Origin of the sequence: Pseudomonas sp. BN102 (assembly GCF_029871245.1) — a bacterium.
Classification (GTDB): domain Bacteria; phylum Pseudomonadota; class Gammaproteobacteria; order Pseudomonadales; family Pseudomonadaceae; genus Metapseudomonas.
Genome location: NZ_SSON01000056.1, coordinates 1 through 4472 on the forward strand (window position 1 = coordinate 1; position 4472 = coordinate 4472).

Annotated in this window: 4 protein-coding genes; all 4 read left to right on the forward strand. The window is 67.1% G+C overall.

The window, feature by feature from the left end:
- Window positions 1-576: FAD-binding protein (locus E8F12_RS11055; protein ID WP_280325276.1), on the forward strand; the 576-nt coding region annotated here is incomplete at its 5' end.
- A gap of 10 nt (window positions 577-586) precedes the next feature.
- Window positions 587-2101: a 3-hydroxyacyl-CoA dehydrogenase gene (locus E8F12_RS11060; RefSeq protein ID WP_280325277.1), complete on the forward strand. Its 1515-nt coding sequence runs from the start codon at window positions 587-589 to the stop codon at window positions 2099-2101.
- A gap of 2 nt (window positions 2102-2103) precedes the next feature.
- A complete protein-coding gene (locus E8F12_RS11065; protein WP_280325278.1) occupies window positions 2104-3306 on the forward strand; it encodes a 3-oxoadipyl-CoA thiolase in 1203 nt (400 codons plus the stop codon).
- 42 nt (window positions 3307-3348) lie between these two features.
- A partial coding sequence (locus E8F12_RS11070; protein ID WP_280325279.1) for an acyl-CoA dehydrogenase occupies window positions 3349-4472 on the forward strand: 1124 nt, incomplete at its 3' end.

Below are 4472 nucleotides of genomic sequence, written 5' to 3' on the forward strand. Positions count from 1 at the left end.
AGCGCCGACACCTTCAAGCGCCCGATCTACGCCGGTAACGCCATCGCCACCGTGCAGTCCTCCGCTGCCGTGAAAGTGATCACCGTGCGTGGCACCGGTTTCGATGCCGCCGCTGCCGAAGGCGGCTCCGCTGCCATCGAAGCCGTGGGCACCGTCACTGACGCCGGCAAGTCCGCCTTCGTCGGCGAAGAGCTGGCCAAGTCCGACCGTCCGGAACTGACCGCGGCCAAGATCGTCGTTTCCGGCGGTCGTGGCATGCAGAACGGCGAGAACTTCAAGCACCTCTACGCCCTGGCCGACAAGCTGGGCGCCGCTGTCGGTGCTTCCCGTGCCGCGGTCGACGCCGGCTTCGTGCCGAACGACATGCAGGTCGGCCAGACCGGCAAGATCGTCGCGCCGCAGCTGTACATCGCCGTGGGCATCTCCGGTGCCATCCAGCACCTGGCGGGCATGAAGGACTCCAAGGTGATCGTCGCGATCAACAAGGACGAAGAAGCGCCGATCTTCCAGGTGGCCGACTACGGCTTGGTGGGCGATCTGTTCGAGATCGTGCCGGAGCTGGAAAAAGCCCTGTGAGGAGCCGCCCATGAGTACATTCAAGCGAATCGGCGTCATCGGCAGTGGCGCCATGGGCCGAGGCATCGCCCAGTTGTTCGCCAGCGCCGGGGTGGAGGTGCTGCTGCATGACAGCCACGCCGAGGCCATCGAACAGGCGCTGGCCTACAACCGCGACCTGCTGGAACGGGCGGCGGCCAAGGGCAAGCTGAGCGCCGAGGCGCTGGCTGCGACCCTGGCGCGCATGCGACCGGCGCAAAGCCTGGGGGAGCTGGCGGAGTGCGACCTGCTGATCGAGGCCATAGTCGAGAACCTGGAAGCCAAGCAGTCGCTGTTCCGTGAGCTGGAGCAGCTGGTGGGCGCCGACGCGGTCCTGGCGAGCAACACCTCGTCGCTATCGATCAGCCTGATCGCCAGTGCCTGCCAGCGCCCGCAGAGGGTTGCCGGCTTCCACTTCTTCAATCCGGTGCCCTTGATGAAGGTCGTCGAGGTGGTGCGCGGCGAGCTCACCGATCCACAGGTGATCGAGCGCCTGGTGACGCTGACCGGGCAGGCCGGGCATTTCGCCGCCGTTACCCCGGACTCGCCCGGCTTCCTGGTCAACCATGCCGGCCGCGCCTACGGCCCGGAAGCCTTGCGTATCCTCGCCGAAGGGATCGCCACTCCGGCCCAGATCGACCGCATCCTCAAGGACTGCCTGGGCTTTCGCATGGGCCCCTTCGAGCTGTTCGACCTGACAGGGCTGGACGTTTCCCATGCGGTGATGGAGTCGATCCATGGCCAGTTCTACCAGGACCCGCGTTATACCCCATCGGCGCTGGTGCCGGCGCGCCTGGCCAGCGGCCTGCTGGGGCGCAAGAGCGGCCAGGGTTTCTACCGCTATGTGGAGGGCAAGCCGGAGCTTGAAGAGCCGGCGTTGCCGGTGCCCGTCGCGATCGACCGGCCGTTCTGGCTCGACTCTCGGGAGGCGGCGGTCCGTGACCAGGTGGCGGCCGTATTGGCTGCCGCCGGTGTGGGGCTGGAGCAGGGTGGGCAACCCAGCCCAAACGCGATCTGCCTGGTTACGCCCCTGGGCGAGGATGCCAGCAGCGTGATCGCCCGCAAGCAGCTGCCACCCCGTCGCAGCCTCGCGCTGGAGACCTTCGCCGGTTTCGACAGGCGCCGCGTGCTGATGCGCCAGCCGGCGTTGGACCCCGAGGTGTTGGCGCAGGCGCGCCAGGCGCTGGGCGCCGATGGCGTGCCGGTGGAGGTGATCAACGACTCGCCGGGCTTCATTGCCCAGCGCGTACTGGCCGGGATCGTCAACCTCGGTTGCGAGATCGCCCAGCGGCGCATCGCCGACCCCGCCGTCCTGGATCGCGCGGTGCAACTGGCGCTGGGGTATCCCCATGGCCCATTGGGCTTCGGTGATCACTATGGGGCGCAGAAGATCGCGCAGATCCTCCGCGAGCTGCATGACCTGTATCAGGAGCCGCGCTATCGGATCAGTCCCTGGTTGCGCCGGCGCGTACAGCTCGGCTTGCCGCTGTGCACCCCGGAGGAATGAGCATGACAGCCTATATCTACGATGGTTTGCGTTCGCCCTTCGGCCGACATGCCGGCGTCTTGGCCAGTGTGCGCCCGGATGACCTGCTGGCGACGGTGGTGCGTGCCCTGGTGGCGCGCAATCCGTTCGCCGCAGAGGACTACGAAGACCTGATCGCCGGCTGCGCCAGCCAGGCCGGCGAGGACGGGCGCAACCTGGCTCGCCATGTCGCGTTGCTCGCCGGACTGCCAATGGTGGTTGGCGGCCTGACCGTCAATCGTCTGTGCGGCTCCGGCCTGGCGGCGGTGCTGGATGCCGCGCGTGCCGTGCTGGCCGACGAGGGTGAGTTGTTCATCGTCGGCGGCGCGGAAAGCATGAGCCGCGCGCCCTTTGTCGTGGCCAAGGCGGAAAGTGCCTACTCCCGCGATTTCCGGGTCTTCGACAGCACCATCGGGGCGCGCTTCCCCAACCCGAGGGTGGAAGCCGGGTTCGGTGCGGACTCCATGCCAGAGACGGCGGATAACGTCGCCTTTGAGTTGGCCATCAGGCGCGAGCAGGCCGACGCCTATGCTGCGCGCAGCCAGGCGCTGTTCAACGCGGCGGAGCAGAGTGGTTTCTTCGCGGGGGAGATCGTGCCGATCGAGGTGCCGCAGGGGCGCAAGCAAGCACCGCTGCTGGTTGTACGCGACGAGCATCCGCGTCCAGAAAGTACCTTCGAAGTGCTGTCTCGACTCAAGCCACTCTTCGCGGGCGGAGTGGTTACCGCCGGCAACGCCTCGGGAGTGAACGACGGTGCTGCCGCGCTGCTGGTCGGCTCGCGAGCCGTGGGTGAGCGGTATGGCATCAAGCCGCGCGCCCGCATTCTCGCGGGTGCGGTGGCTGGCGTCGAGCCCCGGCTGATGGGCCTGGGACCGGTGCCGGCCAGCGGCAAGGCGCTGCAACGCGCCGGCCTGCGCTTGGAGGATATGGACCTGATAGAGATCAACGAGGCCTTTGCCGCTCAGGTTCTGGGTTGCGCCAGGCAACTGGGTCTGGCCTTCGACGATCCACGACTGAATCCCAATGGTGGCGCCATCGCCGTTGGCCACCCGCTCGGTGCTTCCGGCGCCCGCCTGGCCTGGACCGCAGTGCGCCAGCTCGAGCGCACGGGCGGCCGCTATGCCCTGGTCAGCCTGTGCATCGGCCTGGGTCAGGGCATCGCCTGCGTCATCGAGCGTCTCGACTGAACCGAACGCCCCACAACAATCATGAATTCGGAGAACTTCCCCATGGCCAACAAAGCAAGCTTCAACTGGATCGACCCGCTGCTGCTGGACCAGCAACTCACCGAAGAAGAGCGCATGGTGCGTGACAGCGCCGAGCAGTTCGCCGCCGACAAGCTGGCCCCGCGCGTCCTCGAAGCCTTCCGCCATGAACAGACCGACCCGGCAATCTTCCGCGAGATGGGCGAGACCGGCCTGCTCGGCGCCACCATCCCCGCCGAGTACGGCGGCAGCGGCCTGAACTACGTGTGCTACGGTCTGATCGCCCGTGAAGTCGAGCGGGTGGACTCCGGCTACCGCTCGATGATGAGCGTGCAGTCCTCTCTGGTGATGGTGCCGATCTACGAGTTCGGCAACGAAGCCACCAAGCAGAAGTACCTGCCCAAGCTGGCCAGCGGCGAATACATCGGCTGCTTTGGCCTGACCGAGCCGAACCACGGTTCCGACCCGGGCTCGATGATCACCCGCGCGAAGAAGGTCGACGGCGGCTACCGCCTGACCGGCAACAAGATGTGGATCACCAACAGCCCGATCGCCGATGTGTTCGTGGTCTGGGCCAAGGATGACGCCGGCGAGATCCGTGGCTTCGTCCTCGAGAAGGGCTGGCAGGGCCTCTCCGCCCCGGCGATCCACGGCAAGGTCGGCCTGCGCGCCTCCATCACCGGCGAGATCGTGATGGACAACGTCTTCGTCCCGGAAGAGAACGCCTTCCCTGAGGTGCGCGGCCTGCGTGGCCCCTTCACCTGCCTGAACTCCGCCCGCTATGGCATCTCCTGGGGCGCCCTGGGTGCCGCCGAAGCCTGCTGGCACACCGCGCGCCAGTACGTGCTGGACCGCAACCAGTTCGGTCGTCCGCTGGCCGCCAACCAGCTGATCCAGAAGAAGCTGGCCGACATGCAGACCGAGATCACCCTGGCCCTGCAAGGCTGCCTGCGCCTGGGCCGGATGAAGGACGAAGGCACTGCCGCGGTGGAGATCACCTCGATCATGAAGCGCAACTCCTGCGGCAAGGCCCTGGATATCGCGCGCATGGCCCGCGACATGCTGGGCGGCAACGGCATCTCCGACGAGTTCGGCGTGGCCCGTCACCTGGTCAACCTGGAAGTGGTCAACACCTACGAGGGGACCCA

Bases quoted from the DNA above. Each gene is read 5' to 3' on its own strand.
- E8F12_RS11065 (WP_280325278.1), top strand. From the start codon at position 2,104: ATGACAGCCTATATCTACGATGGTTTGCGTTCGCCCTTCGGCCGACAT.
- E8F12_RS11060 (WP_280325277.1), top strand. From the start codon at position 587: ATGAGTACATTCAAGCGAATCGGCGTCATCGGCAGTGGCGCCATGGGC.